Source organism: Frankia casuarinae (genome assembly GCF_000013345.1).
GTDB classification, from domain to species: domain Bacteria; phylum Actinomycetota; class Actinomycetes; order Frankiales; family Frankiaceae; genus Frankia; species Frankia casuarinae.
This window is the reverse complement of the sequence record NC_007777.1, coordinates 4,551,755-4,570,451: the sequence shown is the minus strand read 5'-3', so window position 1 is coordinate 4,570,451 and position 18,697 is coordinate 4,551,755. Positions and strand designations below refer to the sequence as shown.

Here is an 18,697-nt window from a genome sequence, read left to right as displayed (position 1 = left end):
GGGGGACTCTAGCGGTGCGGTGATGGATCCCGCGCACTACGGTTGAAGACATGAGCGTTGTCAAGATCAACGTGTTGACCGTGCCCGCAGAGCTGCGAGACACCCTGGAGAAGCGGTTCGCCGGCCGCGCCGGGATGGTGGAGCAGGCCGACGGGTTTGAATGGTTCGAGCTGCTGCGCCCGATCGAGGGCACGGACACCTACCTCGTCTACACCCGTTGGCGTAGCGAGGAGGACTTCCAGAAGTGGCAGTCCTCGCAGGCGTTCGGTGAGGGCCACCGGCAGGCCGCGGAGCAGACCGCGGCCGGTCAGGGCGCTCCGGCGGGCCACGGGGCCCCGGCGGGGGGGCAGGGTGCCCCCGCGGCCACCGCGGCCACGCTGTGGTCGTTCGAGGTGGTGCAGACCGCCGCCCCCGCCTCGAACTGACCCGCGCCCGGCGGCGCACACCGGATGAGACGAGTGGTACCCCGGGATCCACCGGGGTTGCGGATGGCTGGTCGGTGTCCGACTTAGGGTGATTGCGGAGTGGCCTCGGGGGCGCGTCGAGATTTTCGCTCGTCAAGTGTTGTGACGGATCGGTCACGCCCCCACACTGATCGGTGTGGCCCGAGTACTCGCTGTTGCGAATCAGAAGGGCGGCGTTGCCAAGACGACCTCCGTGTCGAGTCTCGGTGCCGCGCTGTGCGAGCTGGACCGTCGGGTCCTGCTGGTCGATCTCGACCCACAGGCATGTCTGACCTTTTCGCTCGGGCTGGATCCGGATGCCCTCGAACTGTCGGTGCACGACGTCCTGTTGGGACGGTTGTCCGCCGGCATCATCATCACCAGGACACCGGACGGCACCGATCTGCTGCCCGCGACCATCGAGCTGGCGGGTTGCGAGGCGGTACTGCTGTCACGCACCGGGCGGGAGCACGCGCTGCGGCTCGCCCTCGCCGAGATCGTCGACGAGTACGACTTCATCCTCATCGACTGCCCGCCCTCCCTGGGCGTGCTCACCATCAACGGGTTGACGGCGGCGGACGAGGTCATCGTGCCGCTGCAGTGCGAGACGTTGTCCCACCGCGGCGTCGGCCAGCTGTTGGACACGGTGCACGACGTGCAGCGGCTGACCAATCCCGGCCTGCGGGTCCGCGGCGTGCTGCCGACCTTGTTCGACGGTCGCACGGCGCACTGCCGGGCGGTGCTCGCCGACGTCTCCGCCCGGTACGACATCGCGGTGCTGGCGCCGCCGGTAGCCCGCTCGGTGCGCTTCGCCGAGGCGCCGGGAACGGGGCGGTCCATCCTGACGACCGCACGGCGCTCCAAGGGGGCCGAGGCCTACCGGTCGCATGCCCGTGCCATCGCCGGGGTTGCGGGGGTGGGCACGGCTGCCGGCATCGCTGGCATCGCTGGCATCGCTGACCCTGCCGGAACCGCGGTTGGACAGGCCGCCGAAACCGTTGACGGCCCGGGGGCCACCTCGCCCGGTCGGCGGCAACGCCCTCGGGAGGGGGACGGCCAACCCGCGGGCATGCGGGACCATTCCCGCCCTCCGGTGCAGGTCGGCGAACCGACCTGCACCGGAGAGGTGCGGGTGTGAGCCGACGGTGAACGAGCTCGGGCGGACACCCGGCCGGGTGCCGGGCGGGAGGCAGGCGCAGGACCGGGCGACGGCCGGGTTCGACCGGCTGCGTCCGCGTGGCGCCCGGTCTCCCCTGGTCACTCCGGTTCGCGCGAGATCAACGGTGGGTCGCGACGCGCATGGAAAGCGTGCGTTGTACAGCGGCGTCCGCCCCGTGACACCGCCGAACACCAGCCTGACCGTCAACTGCTCCCGATGCGGGCAGACCAGCTCCCTCGGCGCCTGGCACGCGCTGCGCGTCCTGACGCCGAGCGTCCATCTACCGCTGGTCCGGCTCCGGCATCCCTCCTTGGTGCGCTGTCCCTCGTGCCGGCGGCTGAGCTGGGTCCGGCTGGGCCTGCATTTTCGGCCCGCGGGCTGACGACCCCCGCGGACCGGCGACCCCCGCGGGTATGCGGGGCCGGGGGCCGGGGTGTCAGGCCGACTCGGCTCGGGGTGGCGCGTCGGCGTCGGCCTCGGTGCCGTCGCCGGCCTCCCGCATCGTGCCCGTGCCGCGGCCACGGTTGCCGCGCCGCCGGCGCCGGCGGCGCGGCGACTCCTCGGCCTCGACGCCCGTCTCCGAGGCCAGGGCGGAGACGACGCGGGCGGTGTCGGTGTCCGTGTCGGTGAGCGGGGCGGTCCCGGTGAACTCGACCAGCCCGGTCTGCCCGGCACCGTCCACCACGGGTGCGCCGGCCTTCCGGCCGTCCTCGTCGACCGGGTCCGCCGGGTCCGCCGGGTCCGCGGCGATGGCCAGCCCCGCACCCGCGGCCGCCGCACCACCGCCGCGGGTGCGCCGACGGGCGCGAGTCCGGGTCGGCACCGCCGCCGGCTCGGAACGGTCCTGGTCACGCCCGGTCCGCGAGCCGCGGCGCCCGCCGCGACCGGACTGCCCGAGATCCTCGATGTCCTCGGCCGCGAGCCCGGCGCGGGTCCGCGCCGCGTGCGGCAGGGTGCCCTTCGCGCCCGCCGGGATGCCGAGCGCCTCGTACAGGTGGGGGGAGGTGGAATAGGTTTCCACCGGGCCATCGAACGGCAGGGCGAGCGCCTTGTTGACGAGCGTCCACCGCGGCAGGTCGTCCCAGTCGACGAAGGTGATGGCCACCCCGCTCTCGCCCGCCCGACCGGTGCGGCCGATGCGGTGCAGATAGACGTTCTCGTCTTCGGGGCACTGGTAGTTGACCACGTGGGTGACACCGTTGATGTCGATGCCCCGGGCGGCCACGTCGGTGGCGACCAGGACGTCGACCTTGCCGGAGCGGAAGGCGCGCAGCGCCTGCTCGCGCTGGCCCTGGCCCAGGTCGCCGTGCACCGCCGCGGCCGCGAAGCCGCGCTTGGCGAGGTCCTCGGCGACCTTGTCCGCGGTGCGCCTGGTCCGCACGAACACCATGGCGAGCCCCCGGCCGCCGGCCTGCAGGACCCGGGCCAGCACCTCCATCTTGTCCAGCGCGTGGGCGCGGAAGACGTGCTGACGGGTGGTCGGGACCGTGCGCCCCTCATCCGGCTGTTCCGCGCGGACGTGCACGGGCCGTTTCATGAACCGCCGGGCCAGGGAGATGACCGGGCCGGGCATGGTCGCGGAGAACAGCATCGTCTGCCGCTCGGTCGGCAGCTGCGACATGATGCGCTCGACGTCCGGCAGGAAGCCGAGGTCGAGCATCTCGTCGGCCTCGTCGAGCACCAGGGTGCCGACGCCGGCCAGGTCGAGCACGTGCTGGCGGGCGAGATCCAGCAGGCGGCCGGGCGTGCCGACGACGATGTCGACCCCGGCGCGCAGCGCGGACAGCTGCGGCTCGTAGGCACGCCCGCCGTAGACGGACAGCACCCGCAGGCCACGGCGGGCGCCGGCGCGGGTGACGTCCGCGGTCACCTGGACGCACAGCTCACGGGTGGGCACCACGACGAGGGCCTGCGGACGGCCGTCGGCACCCTCCTTGGCCGCCAGCACCGTCTGCACCACCGGGACGCCGAACGCGAGGGTCTTGCCGGTGCCGGTGCGGGCCTGCCCGATGATGTCGTTGCGGGCCAGGGCGAGTGGAAGCGTCAACTCCTGGATGGGGAAAGCGTGCACGATGCCCGCTTCGGTCAGGGCCGAGACGGTCTCGGCGCGCACGCCGAGCTCCGCGAAGGTCGGTGCCGCCGGGGACCCGGGGGTGGAGGGGGTGGTTTGTGGCTCGTAGGGAGTCAGATCATCTGTGGGTACTTCAGCTGTGACGGACAGCGGGACGCTCCTGGTCTTCTCTGAGCGGTGTCTACGCTGAACCCGCTCGCGGTGAGCCGCGCGGCGCCCGCGACCCGAAAATCCATGTGCCCCGGTGCCCTCGATGGCAACTCTGGGTGCACAGGTGACGAGGCGACGCCTGCTACACGGCGGCCGAGGTGACATAACGACCCCTGGCTGCCCCCAGCATAGCCGGTGTAACCCCGGGTGGGGGCTCCTTGGCAGGAGTGTTTGCCGACAGCGACTGCGGCGGGTGTCAGAATCGCGCCTGTGGCACAGACGACACGGACCCCGACCGGCCCGGCGACACCCATCGCCATCACCGCCCCCGGTCAGGTAGGTGACTCTGACAATCGGGTGCCCCCGTCCCCGGATGCCGGACCCGCACCGACCGTGGACCAGGCGACCGTGGACCAGGCGACCGTGGACCAGGCGACCGTGGATCTGCTGGGCCTGCTCGCCTACGGCGAGCTGACCGCCTTCGAGCGCATGGCCACCGACGCGCGGATGTCACCGACCGTTGCCGACAAGATCGCCCTGGCGAAGATGGCCGCCGCCGAGTTCGCCCATTTCCAGGCCATCAGCGACGAGCTGGACCGGCTCGGCGTCGACCGGGAGCTCGCGATGGCCCCGTTCATCGCGCCACTGACCGCCTTCCACAACTCGACCGCCCCGGCCGACTGGCTGGAGAGCCTCGTGAAGGCCTACGTGGGGGACAACATCGCGGCGGACTTCTATCGCGAGATCGCGGCGCGGCTTCCGTCACCGTCACGCGAACTGGTTCTGAAGGTGCTCGACGACACCGGGCACGCAGCCTTCGCGGTCGAGCGGGTGCGCGCGGCGATCAGCGCCAACCCGACGGTGGCCGGGCGGCTGGCGCTGTGGGCCCGTCGGCTCGTCGGTGAGGCGCTCACGCAGGCCCAGCGGGTCGGGGTCGATCGCGACGCGCTCACCGGGCTGTTGGTCGGGGTTGGCGACCTGGAGGCGCTGGCGGCGATCTTCAACCGCATCATGGCGGCGCATGGCCGGCGGATGGCGGCACTGGGCCTGTCCGCCTGATCCGGGCCCGCCGACCGGCGCGGCGACGCCGGTCGGCTCCCCGGCGGGCCGGCCGGCGGACCGCTGCCGGTGGTCGGCCGGGACCTAGACGGCGCCGAAGCCCACCCGTCGAGTCGTGGTCGCGGCGATCTCCACATAGGCCAGCGACGCGATCGGCATTATCACCTGCCGGCCCTTGTCGTCGACGAGGGTCAGCACCCCGTTGTCGGCCTTGACCGCCTCATTCACCAGCGCGGCGACAGCCTCCGGGGACTGGCTGCTCTCCAGCACCAGCTCCCGACTGACCTGCCGGACGCCGATCTTGACCTCCACCCGATGACCTCCGCCTTCGTCGGACCTACCGTCGGCGGACGAGCGCCGCCGATCTTGGATCACCGCCCACACTATGGCTTCCGGGACTTCTCCACCGCGGCAGGGGCGGCGTGTTCGCTCCGGGCACATCCGCTCACCCGGCAAACGCTTGCCCGATGCGCCCGTTACACCCGTTACACCCGTTACACCCGTTACACCCGTTACACCCGTTACACCCGGCGCGCCCGTTACACCCGATGTGCCGGACGACGTCAGCCGGCGGGGGGGACCTCCTCGTGCGGCTCCGTGTTCGTGCGCGCGGCATCCCGGTGCTCCTGGCGGGGGTAGCCGCCGATGCCGCGCCAGGCCAGCTCCACCATCGACTCGATGGCCCGTTCCTTTTCCACGGTGGCACCGCGGACCAGCCACCAGCGCGACGCCGTCTCGGCCAGCCCAACCAGCCCGACCGCGAGCAGGTCGGCCTCGTCCTGGGGCAGCCCGGTGTCGGCGACGATCGTCGCGGCGATGGCCCGCACGCACTGGGCGAAGGCGGTCTCGATGCGCTGGCGGACCGCGGGCTCGTTGCGCAGGTCCGACTCCAGCACGAGCTGGTGTGCCCCAGAGGGGTCGTTGACGAAGTCGAAGTACGCTCGGATGGACCGGGCGATGCGCGCGTGGTTGTCCGAGGTGGAGGCGAGCGCGTCCTGGACGCTCGTCACCAGCTGGGTGGCGTGCTCGTCGAGCAGCGCGAGATAGAGCTCGAGCTTGCCGGGGAAGTGCTGGTACAGCACCGGTTTGCTGACGCCGGCCCGCTCGGCGATCTCGTCCATCGCCGCTGCGTGGTAGCCCTGGGCGACGAAGACCTCGCGGGCGGCTCCCAGAAGCTGGAAGCGGCGCGCGGTGCGGGGGAGCCGGGGAGCCCTGCCCGGTCGTGCGTCGGGCGGGGCTGGCTCGGCGGTCACCGGCGCACCTCCTGGCTGATGGCGCACCTCCTGGTTGATGCGGTCAACAGTACCCGCGGGGTCCGACCGGCCGGCGTTCGTCGAAACGAAACCAGCCGGCCTGCTCGTCGCTCGCGCGGGGTGGCGCTGGGTCGCTGGTGGTCGGGTCGTTGGTGGTCGGGTCGCTGGTGGTCGGGTCGTTGGTAGTCGGGTCGCTGGTGGTCGGGTCAGCGGTAGTCGTCGTCCTCGTCGGTCTCGACCACGATGCTCTGCTCGACGACGTCGTACTCGTCGGCCTCGACGGGTGGCGCCGAAGGTAGCCAGCGCGGCGCCGGGCCGGCCGGACGTATCTCCCGGGCCTGCTCGACGGCGTCGGCGTCGGGCGCCTCGATCGGAAGATCGGATGCCGGAAGGTCGGTGGGTGCTCCCATGGGGACGTCCTCCTGCGCTCATCGTTATGGCGACCCGCTGGGGCGGGCGCCGGAAATGGACGATCCGAACCTGTCCGGGGTCCGGATCGCGATGTGCCCGGAACGGGTGGCCCTCACGCGCCATCGGCCGGGCCGGCCTCGTCACGGACGTGGCGGTGGCGTCCGTCACTCATCCCACCCCCCGCTCCCGCGCCGTTCCCGGCTCCGTGTCCCGCTCGCACCAGGCTTCCCGTCCTGGGTACGTTCCGCCCTCCTGCACATATATCCCCCGCCGGTCGTCGGCGTTCTCCGGTGTGTCTCCAGGGCGGCTGGCGTCCTGGAGATCTTCACCTGTTGATAGGTTCAAGCTTTTCGCCTGTCTGGCTTACTCGTGGGCTTCCGGTGGGACACCATAGGGGTACGTGACGTGAGGGGCGAACATGCGTGCGACCTGGAAGGGCGTGATCTCCTTCGGCCTGGTGTCCATCCCGGTGAGGCTCTACTCGGCGACCCAGGAACGGGATGTCGCGTTTCACCAGGTTAGACGGTCGGATGGGTCCCGTATCCGATACCGGAGAGTGGCGGAGGCCGACGGGGACGAGGTCAACTACGCCGACATTGCCAAGGGCTACGAGCTGCCGGATGGGGAGACCGTCGTACTCACCGACGAGGACTTCGCGAATCTCCCGCTGTCCACCTCCCGGGCGATCGACGTGCTGGAGTTCGTCCCGTTGGAGCAGGTCGACCCGATCTACTTCGCGAAGAGCTACTACGTCGAGCCCGACCGCACCGGCGCCAAACCCTACGTTCTCCTTCGCGACGCGCTGGCCGCATCGGGCCGTGTCGCGTTGGTGAAGATAGCCCTGCGGCAACGCGAGCAGCTCGCGACGCTCCGGGTGCGCGGCGGCGTCTTCGTCCTGGAGACCATGGTCTGGCCGGACGAGGTGCGGCAACCGGACTTTCCGTTCCTTGAGGAGGACGTCGCGGTACGCCCGCAGGAGCTGTCGGTGGCTGCCTCGCTCATCCACACCCTGGCAGCCGACTTCGACCCCACCAGGTACACCGACAACTACCGTGAGGCCCTGCAGGCCGTGATCGATGCGAAGGTCGCCGGCCGCGAGGTTGTGGCTTCGCCGGGCGGGCCGGCCAGCGAGGCGGTCGGCGACCTCATGGCGGCGCTGCGCGCGAGCATAGCCGCCGCCCGCGCTGGACGGCCCGGCGAAGCGGCTGTGGCAGGTGGTGCGGCTGTGGCAGGTGGTGCGGCTGTGGCAGATGGTGACGCGGGGCCCGCGGCGGCCGGGGTCACCGACGAGGGGCCCGACGACAAGGCGTCCGACGACAAGGCGTCCGACGACAAGGCGTCCGACGGACGGCGGGGCGGCCGTACCTCCTCGGTCAAGGGTGCCTCGTCGGCCCCGGGTACGCGGTCGACCGCCCGGAAGACGCCGTCCTCGACGAGGAGCACCGCGAAGACGAACGCCGCCACGAAGACGCCGCCCGCGAAGACCTCCGCGGCCAAGGCCTCCGCGGCCAAGACCTCCGCGGCCAAGGCCACCTCCTCGAGGACGGCCCCGAAGACGGCCCCGAGGACGCCGACCTCGAAGACGCCCCCGACGCGGCGATCCGCCTGAGGAGCGGTTCCCCACGACCGACCTGAGGAGCGGTCCCGGCGCGGGAGCCGGGGGCAGGTGGTGGCGGGGGCCGGTGGATACCGGGCGGTCAGTGACGGAAGGCGGTCAACGACAGGGGCGGTCAGTGACGGAAGGCCTCCTTCGCCTTCTCCCCGGCGTTCTTGAGGTCGGCGACGCCGCGTTCTCCCCGGCCCTCCGCCTGCAGGTCCCGGTTCTCGGTGGCCTTGCCGGCCTGTTCCTTGGTCCGCCCGCGGAGCTCCTGCATCTTGTTCCTGACCTTGTCAGTGAAGGACACTGCACTCACTCCTCACTGTATGTGCGGTGGGTAGGAAGAGGTCTACCCGTGGCAGCCGCGGGAACACTCCGGGGGCGCCGTGCGCTGCACCAGAGGGCCGGCCGTCGCGATGTCCGACGTGTACCCGTGATGAGGGACCTCCCGGCGGATGGCCCAAATCCGGCGACGCCGCGTCGCGCTGTGGCATCGTCGAAGGACGACACCGAACGCGAGGAGCAAGCGTGTCCCTTCCGCCCCTGGTCGACCCCGCCGAGGGGCTGACCGTCGACGAGATCCGCCGGTACTCTCGGCATCTGATCATTCCGGATGTCGCCATGGACGGCCAGAAGCGGCTGAAGAACGCCAGGGTGCTGGCGGTCGGTGCCGGTGGCCTCGGCTCGCCGACGCTGATGTACCTGGCCGCCGCCGGCGTCGGGACGCTAGGCATCGTCGAGTTCGACACCGTTGACGAGTCGAACCTGCAGCGTCAGATCATCCACGGCCAGTCCGACGTCGGCCGCTCGAAGGCGGAGTCGGCCCGTGACTCGGTTCGCAACATCAACCCGTACGTGAACGTCGTCCTGCACGAGACCCGGCTGGACGCCTCCAACGTCATGGAGATCTTCAGCGGGTACGACCTCATCGTCGACGGCACGGACAACTTCGCCACCCGTTACCTGGTCAACGACGCCGCGGTGCTGCTCGGCAAGCCCTACGTCTGGGGTTCGATCTACCGCTTCGACGGTCAGGCCAGCGTCTTCTGGGCCGAGCACGGACCGTGCTACCGCTGCCTCTACCCGGAGCCGCCTCCTCCCGGCATGGTCCCCTCCTGCGCCGAGGGCGGGGTGCTGGGTGTGCTGTGCGCCTCCATCGCCTCCATCCAGACCACCGAGGCCATCAAGGTGCTGACCGGGGTCGGTGATCCGCTGGTCGGTCGGCTGATGGTGTATGACGCCCTGGAGATGACCTATCGGTCGATCAAGGTCCGCAAGGACCCGGAGTGCCCGTTGTGCGGGAAGAACCCGACGATCACCGAGCTGATCGACTACGAGGCGTTCTGCGGGGCGGTCTCGGAGGAGGCGCAGTTGGCCGCCGCCGGCTCGACGATCACCGCGGGCGAGCTCAAGAGCTGGCTGGATGCCGGCGAGCCGATCGAGCTCGTCGACGTCCGTGAGCCGGCCGAGTGGGAGATCGTCCGGATCCCCGGCGCGCGCCTGATCCCCAAGGGGGACCTGCCCGCGCATCTCTCCGAACTGCCGCAGCACCGTCGGGTGGTCGTCTACTGCAAGTCCGGGGTGCGCTCGGCCGACGCGCTCGCCACGCTGAAGGGCGCAGGCTTCTCCTCTGCCGTGCACGTCCAGGGTGGCGTGACCGCGTGGGCGATCCAGGTCGACAAGTCGCTGCCGGTCTACTGAGCCCGGATGAGCCACGGAGCCCGGACGAGTCCCCCGGAGCCTGGATGAGCCCCAGGCCGCGGGCCCGGCGTGATGCGCCGCCGGCGAGCGTCTCCGCCGGGCTCGGTACCCGGATCTCGCTCGGCGGCGCGCCGGGTCCGCACGCCCTTGAGGTGCTGGATGCGGTGGCGCGCATCCCGCCGGGCAGGGTGATGACCTATGGCGACGTGGCCGAGTACGTCGGCGCCGGGTCGGGGCGCACGGTTGGAGCCGTGCTGTCCCGATTCGGCGACGAGGTGCCCTGGCACCGGGTGATCCGGGCGACCGGGGAACCGAACCCGGCCGCACCGGTCGAGGCCCTGCGCCGGCTCGTCGCCGACCGGACGCCGCTGCGCCCCGGAGGCGACCAGGTCGATCTCGCCGCGGCCCGGTGGGACGGTTCTCCGGCCTGACCGCCGCGGGCCCGGTCAGCGGGCGGCCATGCCGCCGTCGGCCAGATAGACGCTGCCCGTGACCAGGGAGGCCCGGTCGGACAGCAGGAAGACGACGACCTCGGCCACCTCGTCGACCGTGCCCAGCCGGTTGATCGGCGAGAACAGCGCGGCTCCGCGCCGCGGCCGGCCGTCGACATGCAGCAGCGGGGTGTCCACGAAGCCCGGCGCCACCGCGTTCACTCGGATGCCGCGGGTGGCGTAGTCCAGGGCGGCCGTCTTGGTCAGCCCGATGACCCCGTGCTTCGCGGCGACGTAGGGCGCCGACCCGGCGAACCCGACCACCCCGAGCACCGAGGCCATGTTGACGATCGAGCCTCCGTCGCCGCGCAGCATCGCCGTGATCTCGGCCCGCATGCTGTAGAAGACGCCGGAGAGGTTGACGTCCAGCACCCGCTGCCAGTCCTGCGCCGGGGTGGTCTCCACCGGCTCGCGCCCCGCGCTCACTCCCGCGTTGTTCACCGCCAGGTCCAGCCGTCCGAAGGTGCCGACGGTGACCTGGACGGCGCGTTCGAGCGAATCGGGATCGGTGACGTCCGCCTCCAGGGCGAGCGCCTCCCCGCCACCGTCCTCGATCGTCGCCACCACCTCCTTGACAGTGTGCGCGTCGAGGTCGGTGGCGACGACCCGGGCGCCCGCCCTCGCCAGTCGGCGGGCGCAGGCGGCACCGATGCCGGATCCCGCTCCGGTCAGGAGCGCGACCTTGTCGCTGCACTCGGTCATGACTAAGGACACTGCCACGTCCTGACGCGCACGCGTGAGAGGCCCCCCGAGTGTCCCGGTCGTCGAGTGTCCCGGTCGTCGCCACACCGCGGTCCCATCGCTGCCGCGCTACGGACGCTGCCGCGCTACGGACGCCGACCCGCCGCGGAGCCGGCGGGTTGGCTGGGTTGTCGGACCCACGTGATGTGCTTTGCCCGTGGTCGTCCTTCCTGCCCCCGCCCCGCGTCCCGGCTACCGGCTGATCGCAGCCCCGGTCGCGCCGCCGCGTCCGCTCGTCCTGGATGCGGCGCAGCGCGCGGTGGTCGAGCACGGCGGCGGGCCGCTGCTGGTGCTCGCCGGGCCCGGCACCGGGAAGACGGCCACGCTCGTCGAGGCGGTCGCCGCGCGGATCGAAGCCGGGGCGGATCCGCGGTCGATCCTGGTCCTCACCTTCAGCCGGCGAGCCGCCGGAGAGCTGCGGGAGCGGATCACCGCACGGCTCGGTGCCGAGGGCGGGGCCGGCGGAGGTCCCGGGGCGTGGACGTTCCACGCCTGGTGCCTGGCGCTGCTGCGCGCGCACGAGCGGCCGGCCCCGCCGGGCGGGCTCCGGCTGCTGTCCGGCCCGGAGCAGGACAGTCGGCTGCGCGATCTCATCGAGGGTTCCCGCGAGGACGGCCGGCCGGTCTGGCCCGAGCCGCTCGTGGGTTGCCTGCGCACCCGCGGTTTCACCGAGGAGGTGCGGGCGCTGCTGGCCCGCGCCCGCGAGGTCGGGCTCGAACCGGTCGCGCTGGCGCAGCTCGCTCGGCGTACCGGCCGCCCGGACTGGGCCGCCCTCGCCGAGTTCTACGAGATGTACCTCGACGTGTTCGGATTCGAGGGGGCGGTCGACTACACCGATCTCGTCCACCGGGCCGTGGTCGTCGCCGAGAGTGCCGAGGGGGGCGCCTGGCTGCGTGGGCGCTACCGGCACGTCTTCGTCGACGAGTACCAGGACACCGATCCGGCTCAGGAACGCCTGCTGGAGGCGGTGGCCGGTGGTGGTGGCAACCTCGTCGTGCTGGGCGACCCGGACCAGTCGATCTATGCCTTCCGGGGGGCCGAGGTCGCCGGCCTGCTGGGCTTCCCGGCCCGGTTCCCCCGCCTCGACGGCGAGCCGGCGCCGATCGTCGCGCTGCGGCGCTGTCGGCGGATGGCCCCGGCCCCGCTGGCGGCGAGCCGGCACGTGGCCCGGCGGATCCCGGCCGCCGGGCTTCCGGTGGCCGCGATCCGGGCACACCGCGACCTCGTCGGGCGCGCCGACGCCGGGGCGGGCCAGGTGCAGGCCCGCACGTTTCCGGGCACCGGCGCGGAGGCCGAGTCGGTGGCCGACCTGCTCCGTCGCGAACATCTGGAGAACGGCGTCGCCTGGGACGCGATGGCGGTCCTGGTCCGCACGGCCGAGCGGATCGGCCGGTTGCGCCGCGTGCTGGCCGCCGCCGGCGTTCCGGTCAGCGCCGACGGTGACGACCTGCCGGTCGCCCAGGAGCCGGCCGCCGCCCTGCTCCTGCTGGCGCTGCGCTGCGCGGAGGATCCGGCCGGGGCGCTCACCGTCGACGCGGCGCGCACCCTGCTCACCTCGCCGCTCGGTGGAGCGGACCCGGCCGGGCTGCGGGCGCTGGGCCGGGCTCTGCGCACCCTCGAGCGCGACGCGGGGTCCGAGCATCCGGCGCCGTCGGCGGAGCTGTTGCGGGCGGCGGTCGCCGAGCCCGACCACTGGCTGGCGACGATCCCCGACGACCTGGCCGGTCCGGTCCGGCGGGTCGGCGGTCTGCTGCGGACGGCCGGTCAGGCGTTGCGGGACTCCTCGGGCGCCCCGCAGGACGCTCTGTGGGCGCTGTGGTCGGCGAGCGAGTGGCCGGCGCGGCTGCGACATGCCTCGGCGGCCGGGGGCGCCGCCGGGCGCGCGGCCGACCGTGACCTCGACGCCGTCGTGGCGCTCTTCGATGCCGTCACCCGGCTGGGCCAGCGGCGTGGGCCGGGCGGTGGCGTCGCGTCCCTGGTCGCGGAGCTCACCCGCCAGCAGATCGCCGGGGACGTCCTCAAGCCGGCCGGGGAGTCCGTGCGCCGCCGCGGGGTGCGGCTGCTGACCGCCCATCGCGCCAAGGGGCTCGAATGGGAGGTCGTCGTCGTCTGCGGAGTGCAGGACGGCACCTGGCCCGACCTGCGGGAGCGGCATTCGCTGCTCGGTGCGGAGCAGCTCGACGCGCCGTCCCGGGGCGGGTTGCGCCCGCCGCTGACCCGCCAGGACCTGCTCGCCGATGAACGTCGGCTGTTCTACGTCGCCCTGACCAGGGCGCGGCGCCGGCTGGTCGTCACCGCGGTGAACAGCCCCGAGGACGACGGCAGCCTGCCGAGCCGCTTCCTTGAGGAACTGGGTGTAGCGGTGGAGCACGTGCCCGGTCGCCCAGCCCGGCCGCTCACCCTGGTCGGCCTGGTCGCGACCCTGCGCCGGCTGGCGACGGAACCGGACTCAAGCCCGGTGATGCGCTCCGCCGCGCAGGCCCGCCTCGCCGCGCTCGCCGCCGCACGGGACCAGGCGGGCCGGCCCCTGGTGCCGGCCGCGCACCCGGACACCTGGTGGGGGCTGCTCGACCCCACCACGTCGGATGTTCCTGTTGTCCCGGTGGCCGGGCCGATCCGGCTGTCCGGCTCGTCGCTGTCGAGCATCGGCGCCTGTTCCCTGCGGTGGTTCCTAGAGCACGAGGCGTACGCGGTCACCCCGGCCTCGACCGCGCAGGGATTCGGCAAGGTGGTGCACGCCCTGGCGGACGAGGTCACGACCGGGCGGACCCCGGCCGACCTCGCCGCGCTCGACGCCCGGCTGGACACGGTGTGGCGGCAGTTGGACTTCGACGCCCGCTGGCGCTCCGATCAGGAGCGCGCGGCCGCCCGCGAGGCGCTCGCCCGCTTCCTGGACTGGCACGCCGCCGAGCGCGGTCGGCGCGTGATCGACGCGGAGGTCAGGTTCTCCTGCGACCTACGGGTCGCCGGGCGGGACGTCCAGCTGCGCGGATTCATCGACCGGCTCGAACTGGACGAGGCCGGCCGGGTCCACGTCATAGACTTCAAGACCGGTCGGACCGCGGTCGCTCCCGCCGAGCTCGCCACCCACCCCCAGTTGGGCAGCTATCAGCTCGCCGTGCGGGCCGGCGCGCTCGACGATGTGCTCGCGGCCGCGGCGCCGGATCAGCCCGGGGCGGATCAGCCCCGGGCGGTGCCCGGCGGGGCGGAGCTCGTGCAGCTCCGGCGGGATGCCGGCGCTGCGGCGGCCGGTCCGCGGCTGCCGGGGGAGCGGCCTGGCCCGCCGGAGGTCCAGGCCCAGAGCGCGCTGCCTCCCCACGGCGCGACCTGGATGGACGAGGTGCTCGACGCGGCGGTGCGCACCATCGACGCCGAGGCGTTCCGGCCGACGCCCGGCGACCACTGCACGCTGTGCACCTTCCAGACGAGCTGCCCCGCGCGGCCCGAGGGACGTCAGGTGGTCGAGTGAACCCGCGGGTGGAGCAGCCGGGCGCGGGCGTCCACGTGACGATTCCCCGCCAGCCGTTCCTGCCCGGTTTCGACGGCGACGTCGACGGTGACCCGGCGGGCGGCGTCGCCGGTCCCCGGCTCGACCCGGACGACCTGCGCGACCTGCTGGAGGTCCCGTATACCGACGAGCAGATCGCCGCGGCCACCGCTCCGCTCGAACCGGGGGTCATCATCGCGGGTGCGGGATCCGGCAAGACCTCGGTGATGGCCGCGCGGGTGGTCTGGCTCGTCGCCACCGGGCAGGTGCGGCCCGACCAGGTGCTCGGACTGACCTTTACGACGAAGGCGGCGGCGGAGCTGTCCGGCCGGGTGCGGCTGGCGTTGCGCAAGGCGTCGGCTGGGGCGGGCCCGGGTGGACCGGCCGCGGACGGCGAGGTGGACGGGGAGCCGACCGTCGCCACCTACCATGCCTTCGCCGGGCGGCTGGTCGTCGACAACGCCCTGCGGCTGGGGCTGGAGCCGGACCTCCAGCTGATCTCCGGCGCGGCCCGCTACCAGCTCGCCGCCCGGGTCGCCCGCTCCCACGGCGGGAAGGTGGAGGCGCTGACACGTTCGCTGGGCGCGCTCGTCGGCGAGCTCGTCGCGCTGGACGCCGAGATGAGCGAGCACCTGGTCGATCCGGCGGACCTCGTCGCGTTCGACGGCGCGCTGCTCGCCGAGATCGACGCGGCGCTGCGGCGTGCCGAGCAGCGGCGGGGCACCCGGGGCGTCCGCCGGGAGCTACGCCGGTGCGCGGCCGCCGCCCGGGGGCGCCGGGAGCTGGCCGCCCTGGTGGCGGAGTACCGGGCGGCCCGGCGGGAACGCGACGTCCTGGACTTTGGTGACCAGGTCACCTGTGCCGCGAGGCTCGCCGAGACCATGCCGGAGGTCGGTCGGGCCGAGCGGGCGCGGGCCGCTGTCGTCCTGCTCGACGAGTACCAGGACACCTCGGTGGCCCAGCGGCGGATGCTCACCGGCCTGTTCGGCGGCGGGCATCCGGTCACCGCCGTCGGCGACCCCTGCCAGGCGATCTACGGCTGGCGCGGGGCGTCGGTGGCGAACCTCGACCACTTCCCCACGCACTTCCCCGGGGCCGACGGCACGCCCGCGGCCGTCTACGAACTGTCGGTGAACCAGCGCAGCGGCGGCCGGCTGCTCCGCCTCGCCAACACCGTCGCCGCACAGCTGCGGGCCCGTCACCGCGTCGTCGAGCTCCGCCCGCGACCCGACGTGGCTGACCAGGGCGAGGCGGTGGTCGCGTTGCACGTCAGCTGGGCCGACGAGGTGGCCTGGATCGCCGGCCAGCTCCGCCGGGTGGTCGACGCCGGCACCGCTCCCGGCGACATCGCCGTGCTGGTCCGGGCCCGTGGCGACATCCCCGCGCTGTTTACCGCGATGCAGGCGGCCGGGCTGCCCGTCGAGGTCGTCGGGCTGACCGGGCTGCTCATCGTCCCGGAGGTCGCCGAGATCGTGGCCATGCTGGAGGTGCTCGACTCGCCGACGGCGAACGCCGCGCTCGTCCGGCTGCTCACGGGGCCGCGGGTGCGGCTCGGCCCCCGGGATCTCGCCGCGCTCGGCCGCCACGCGCGTGAGGCGGCGCGGGTCCCGGACCCGGTCGGCGATCCGGACCTGCCGGGACGGTCCGATCCACTTGCCGAGGCGGTCGCCGACGTCGACCCCGCCGACGTCGTCGCCCTGTCGGACGTCCTCGACGACCCCGGGCCGCAGATGTCCGCGCCGGGGCGCGCCCGGGTGCGTCGGCTTGCCGCCGAGATCGCCGCGCTGCGTGGGCACGTCGGCGAGGGCCTGCTCGACCTGCTGCACCGGGTGGTCGCGACGATCGGGCTGGACGTGGAGCTCACGGCGACCGAGGTGGCGGTGCGGGCCCGGCGCCAGGAGAACGTCGCGGCCTTCCTGGATGTGGCCGCGGGCTTCACCGATCCCGACGGCACGAACTCCCTGCCCGCGTTCCTCGGATTCCTCCGGGCGGCGCGGGAGCACGAGCGGGGTCTCGACGTCGCCGGCCCGTCCGGGGCCGACGCGATCGCCCTGATGACGATGCATCGCTCCAAGGGCCTGGAATGGGAGGTCGTCGCCGTCCCGAACCTGACCAGCAAGGTGTTCCCTGACCTGACCGTGCGCGACCAGTGGACCACCTCGCCGGGCGTGCTGCCGATCCCGCTGCGCGGCGATGCCGACGATCTGCCGGCGTTCACGGTCTGCGCCGAGAAGGCCGCCCTGGACGCCTTCCGGGCCGATGCCCGTCAGTACGCCGAGCGGGAGGAACGCCGGCTCGCCTACGTTGCGGTCACCCGGGCGAAGTCGCTGCTGTTCGCGAGCGGGCACTGGTGGGGGCCCACCCAGAAGACCCCACGCGGTGCCTCGGTGTTCCTCGACGAGCTCGCCGAGCACGCCCGCACCGGCGGTGGGCTGGTCGACGTCTGGGCGCCGGAGCCGGCGGAGCGTACCAACCCGGCGCTGGCGACGCCGGAACGGTTCGCCTGGCCGATCCCCTACGAGCCGGAGCCGTACGCCCGGCGCCTCGCCGCGGCCGAGGGGGTCATGGCGCGGCTGGCCGCGTTGAGCGTACCGGGGGCGTCGGCGGAACCGGCCGGGGAACCGTTCGTCGACGGTCCGGCCGGGATGACGGCGGCCGAGCGCGTCCTGCTCGCCGAGCTCGACCGGGAGGCCCGGCTGCTGCTCGCCGAGGAACGCGCGGCACGCCTCGCGCGGACCGATGTCGCCCTGCCGGCGAGCCTCACCGCGTCCCAGATCGTCCGGCTGCGCGCGGACCCGGAGGCGTTCGCCCGTGAGCTGGTCCGGCCGCTGCCGCGCCGTCCAGTGGCCGCGGCCCGTCGCGGCACCCGGTTCCACGCCTGGGTTGAGGAGATTTTCGACTACCGTGCACTGATCGACACCGAGGATCTGCCCGGCGCGGCCGACGCGGAGCTCACCGACGACGATCTGCGCTCGCTGCAGCAGGCGTTTCTGCGTACCGCGTACGGTGCCCGGCGGCCATTCGCGATCGAGGCACCCTTCGAGCTCCGCCTCGCCGGGCGGATCGTGCGCGGTCGCATCGACGCTGTCTACGACCTCGGCGGCGGTCGATGGGAGGTGGTCGATTGGAAGACCGGCCGGTCCGATGCCGACGATCTTCAGCTCGGGATCTACCGGCTGGCCTGGGCCCGCCTGCGGGGCGTCGACCCGAGTGCGGTCGACGCCGCCTTCCTGTACGTGCGTACCGGCGCCGTTGTCCGGCCCCCGACGTTGTCCGAGGAGGAGCTCGCCGACCTGCTCGCGAGTCCGAGCACCGGGCCCGCCGCGGGTCAGGCCCGCGGGTCGGCGAGGTCGACGGACAGCGCCAGGTGATCCGAGATGGGCACGCGGCGGGCCTGCACGGCGATGATCCTGCCTACCGGCCCGCGGGCCAGCACATGGTCGAGCTGCACCCGCGGGGAGTGCGCGGGGTAGGTGGGCGTCACCGCCAACCGGCGCCAGCGGGTGAGCGCGGCCGGTAGCCGGCCGGGCAGGTTCAGATCGCCCAGCAGGACCAGCGGCCCCGGGACGTCCGCGAGCCGGCGGGCCAGCCGGCGCAGCTGCACGGCGTTCCACCCCGGCACGAACGACAGATGGGTGTTGACCACCGTCAGCGGGCCCCCGGCCGACTCCACCCGCGCGGCGATCGCGGCCCGCGGCTCGTCGTCGAGCATGATCAGACGTCCCCGCCTGTCCGGACCCCCCGGTATCGCGATCGGGGACCGCACCGGCGCCCGGCCGAGGTCGATCACTCGCCACTCACGGACGGGCAGCCGGCTGATCAGAGCGATGCCGTACGCCGGCTCGTCGTCCCGGCGCTGCCCGTCAGCCGGCCGCCAGCCCACGCCGGGCGTGCCGAAGACGGTGGGGACGAACCGCCAGTCGTCGTCGCCGGCTCCGATCATCGCCGCCGCCTCCGCGGCGAGGTCCAGCCCACCCGATCGTGGCTGGTCGAGATCGACCTCCTGGAGCCCGAGGACGTCCACGCCGAGAGCGGAGACGGCCGCGGCGAAGCGGGCGGGCTCGACCGTCCCATCCGTGAGCGACAGGCCGTGCATGATGTTGAAGGAGCCCAGCCGCACGCCTGGACCGTATC

Annotated in this window: 16 protein-coding genes; 9 read left to right on the top strand and 7 right to left on the bottom strand. The window is 73.2% G+C overall.

Going from position 1 to position 18,697, the window contains the following annotated elements; all coding sequences use genetic code 11:
* Positions 1 to 50: 50 nt before the first annotated feature.
* The 3 genes from FRANCCI3_RS19260 to FRANCCI3_RS19250 all read left to right on the top strand — a co-directional run bounded on the left by FRANCCI3_RS19260 (position 51) and on the right by FRANCCI3_RS19250 (position 1,984).
* Entirely contained in the window at positions 51 to 425 is a 375-nt protein-coding gene (locus FRANCCI3_RS19260) for an antibiotic biosynthesis monooxygenase (protein ID WP_011438185.1), read from the top strand.
* A 175-nt stretch (positions 426 to 600) separates the two neighbouring features.
* Complete coding sequence (locus FRANCCI3_RS19255; RefSeq protein WP_011438184.1) at positions 601 to 1,581, top strand: ParA family protein; 981 nt, start codon at positions 601 to 603, stop codon at positions 1,579 to 1,581.
* A gap of 7 nt (positions 1,582 to 1,588) precedes the next feature.
* Positions 1,589 to 1,984, top strand: coding sequence for a hypothetical protein (locus tag FRANCCI3_RS19250; RefSeq protein WP_023841352.1), 396 nt, complete (start codon positions 1,589 to 1,591; stop codon positions 1,982 to 1,984).
* 54 nt (positions 1,985 to 2,038) lie between these two features.
* Here the strand turns inward: FRANCCI3_RS19250 and FRANCCI3_RS19245 are convergent, their stop codons facing one another.
* Positions 2,039 to 3,988 (bottom strand): DEAD/DEAH box helicase, encoded by a 1,950-nt coding sequence (locus tag FRANCCI3_RS19245; protein ID WP_011438183.1) that lies wholly within the window; start codon positions 3,986 to 3,988, stop codon positions 2,039 to 2,041.
* 105 nt (positions 3,989 to 4,093) lie between these two features.
* On the opposite strand from FRANCCI3_RS19245, the gene FRANCCI3_RS19240 reads away from it, so the two are divergent.
* The gene (locus FRANCCI3_RS19240) at positions 4,094 to 4,882 is read left to right on the top strand and encodes a ferritin-like fold-containing protein (RefSeq protein ID WP_369807819.1); all 789 of its coding nucleotides are present in this window, start codon (positions 4,094 to 4,096) and stop codon (positions 4,880 to 4,882) included.
* Between the two features lie 84 nt (positions 4,883 to 4,966).
* On the opposite strand, the gene FRANCCI3_RS19235 is transcribed toward FRANCCI3_RS19240, so the two are convergent.
* The 3 genes from FRANCCI3_RS19235 to FRANCCI3_RS19225 form a co-directional block, all read right to left on the bottom strand.
* Positions 4,967 to 5,194 (bottom strand): DUF3107 domain-containing protein, encoded by a 228-nt coding sequence (locus FRANCCI3_RS19235; RefSeq protein ID WP_011438181.1) that lies wholly within the window; start codon positions 5,192 to 5,194, stop codon positions 4,967 to 4,969.
* Between the two features lie 251 nt (positions 5,195 to 5,445).
* The gene (locus FRANCCI3_RS19230) at positions 5,446 to 6,135 is read right to left on the bottom strand and encodes a TetR/AcrR family transcriptional regulator (RefSeq protein ID WP_023841355.1); all 690 of its coding nucleotides are present in this window, start codon (positions 6,133 to 6,135) and stop codon (positions 5,446 to 5,448) included.
* 206 nt (positions 6,136 to 6,341) lie between these two features.
* A complete protein-coding gene (locus FRANCCI3_RS19225; RefSeq protein WP_023841356.1) occupies positions 6,342 to 6,545 on the bottom strand; it encodes a hypothetical protein in 204 nt (67 codons plus the stop codon).
* 419 nt (positions 6,546 to 6,964) lie between these two features.
* Here FRANCCI3_RS19225 and FRANCCI3_RS19220 point away from each other — a divergent pair, with 419 nt between their 5' ends.
* The gene (locus tag FRANCCI3_RS19220; protein ID WP_011438179.1) at positions 6,965 to 8,155 is read left to right on the top strand and encodes a Ku protein; all 1,191 of its coding nucleotides are present in this window, start codon (positions 6,965 to 6,967) and stop codon (positions 8,153 to 8,155) included.
* Between the two features lie 121 nt (positions 8,156 to 8,276).
* Here the strand turns inward: FRANCCI3_RS19220 and FRANCCI3_RS19215 are convergent, their stop codons facing one another.
* A complete protein-coding gene (locus tag FRANCCI3_RS19215; protein WP_023841357.1) occupies positions 8,277 to 8,450 on the bottom strand; it encodes a CsbD family protein in 174 nt (57 codons plus the stop codon).
* A gap of 221 nt (positions 8,451 to 8,671) precedes the next feature.
* Between FRANCCI3_RS19215 and moeZ the strand changes: the two genes are divergently transcribed.
* Together moeZ and FRANCCI3_RS19205 are read left to right on the top strand one after the other, a co-directional pair.
* Positions 8,672 to 9,844: an adenylyltransferase/sulfurtransferase MoeZ gene (gene moeZ / locus FRANCCI3_RS19210; RefSeq protein WP_011438177.1), complete on the top strand. Its 1,173-nt coding sequence runs from the start codon at positions 8,672 to 8,674 to the stop codon at positions 9,842 to 9,844.
* 44 nt (positions 9,845 to 9,888) lie between these two features.
* Positions 9,889 to 10,275: an MGMT family protein gene (locus FRANCCI3_RS19205; protein ID WP_011438176.1), complete on the top strand. Its 387-nt coding sequence runs from the start codon at positions 9,889 to 9,891 to the stop codon at positions 10,273 to 10,275.
* Between the two features lie 15 nt (positions 10,276 to 10,290).
* Here FRANCCI3_RS19205 and FRANCCI3_RS19200 read toward each other — a convergent pair whose 3' ends face one another.
* Positions 10,291 to 11,037 carry an SDR family NAD(P)-dependent oxidoreductase gene (locus FRANCCI3_RS19200; RefSeq protein WP_035729824.1) on the bottom strand — a complete coding sequence of 249 codons (747 nt, stop codon included), beginning with the start codon at positions 11,035 to 11,037 and terminating at the stop codon, positions 10,291 to 10,293.
* Between the two features lie 196 nt (positions 11,038 to 11,233).
* Here FRANCCI3_RS19200 and FRANCCI3_RS19195 point away from each other — a divergent pair, with 196 nt between their 5' ends.
* Both FRANCCI3_RS19195 and FRANCCI3_RS19190 read left to right on the top strand, forming a co-directional pair.
* Positions 11,234 to 14,545, top strand: a complete 3,312-nt coding sequence (locus FRANCCI3_RS19195; protein WP_011438174.1) for an ATP-dependent helicase — start codon at positions 11,234 to 11,236, stop codon at positions 14,543 to 14,545.
* Positions 14,542 to 17,934 carry an ATP-dependent helicase gene (locus FRANCCI3_RS19190; protein WP_011438173.1) on the top strand — a complete coding sequence of 1,131 codons (3,393 nt, stop codon included), beginning with the start codon at positions 14,542 to 14,544 and terminating at the stop codon, positions 17,932 to 17,934. Before FRANCCI3_RS19195 ends, FRANCCI3_RS19190 begins: the two co-directional genes overlap by 4 nt.
* Here the strand turns inward: FRANCCI3_RS19190 and FRANCCI3_RS19185 are convergent.
* On the bottom strand, positions 17,892 to 18,683 hold the full coding sequence (locus tag FRANCCI3_RS19185) for an endonuclease/exonuclease/phosphatase family protein (protein ID WP_011438172.1): 792 nt from the start codon (positions 18,681 to 18,683) through the stop codon (positions 17,892 to 17,894). The genes FRANCCI3_RS19190 and FRANCCI3_RS19185 overlap by 43 nt on opposite strands.
* Positions 18,684 to 18,697 lie beyond the last annotated feature (14 nt).